1 pseudogene is annotated in these 1,055 nt (G+C 48.9%); it reads right to left on the reverse strand.

What is annotated here, in order from left to right:
* Nucleotides 1–246: 246 nt before the first annotated feature.
* Nucleotides 247–1,055 (reverse strand): annotated as a pseudogene (locus ACRC27_RS08035) (hypothetical protein); the annotation flags it as partial.

Below are 1,055 nucleotides of genomic sequence, written 5' to 3' on the forward strand. Positions count from 1 at the left end.
CCACGTTGAAAATGCGCTTCGATCTCTTCTGCCGAAGGCAGGTTCTGTATGTCTGACATCTTTTCCTCTGATTGCCCGTCACTGATATGCCTGACATAGCAATTATTACGCCATTTTCGGCGGTTTCTCTGCGGTATTCGGCGTGATAACGGCGTAAAAAAACCGCACCTAAGCACGGTTTTTCACCAAGAAGCCATTTGTTATCTGCTGCCCGTTAATTAAACGGTTAGCGAGAGCAGATTAACTTTAGATATAGTTAAACAGACTCAACCCCTGCAACTTCATGAACGTGGCCTGGCTGGCCTGCATTGAGCTACTGAGCATGGTCATCTGCAAAATGGCGGTCGGATAGTCGACATCCTCTTGGGTAGAGAGCGCACTTTTTACCACCACATCATTATCGGCATGATCTTCTTTCGCGGTTTCAGCCGCTTGCATGCGCGTGCCCACTTCACCACGTACCGAGTTCAGGTGTTTACTGATGGCATCCAGGTCGGCAAGACCCATGCTGATGTTGCCGGTGTTAGTGCCATCTTGCACATTTTTGATTGCGTCTTGCATCGCCTCAAATGCATCGATGGTTTTACCCGGCTTGATGCTGACTTTATCCGCGCCATCATCTGACACTTTAGGCTCGCCGCTGAATTTGATCCGCGCCAGATCCTGCGTGCCATCATTGATCACCAGTTGTCCATTTTTCATATCTACTGGCTGCGGCTCCGGCGGTAATAACGCGCCTGTAGCAGCATCCGTTTTTTGCGCCGGAACGTACTCGCCCTTGCTATTTTTAGCCAAGAAACCGGTTGAACCATCAGCCATTTTGACAAACTCGACATCATACTGCTCATCAGAACCTTGCAAGTTCTCGGTGCTGTTGATGAAGAAATCCGAGCCTTCGCTAAGATTGTAATCTGGACGATAATCACCAAATGGGTTCGGCACTTGCTGGAACAGCTTTGCCCCAGAATCATTCACCGGTACTTGAATTGAGGATGCCACCTGCATGAAACGCTGTTCATCGTTGCCACGATACTGAATTTTACCGCTGGCATCTT

Source organism: Plesiomonas sp., assembly GCF_051650925.1.
Lineage (GTDB): Bacteria > Pseudomonadota > Gammaproteobacteria > Enterobacterales > CAMTGL01 > Plesiomonas.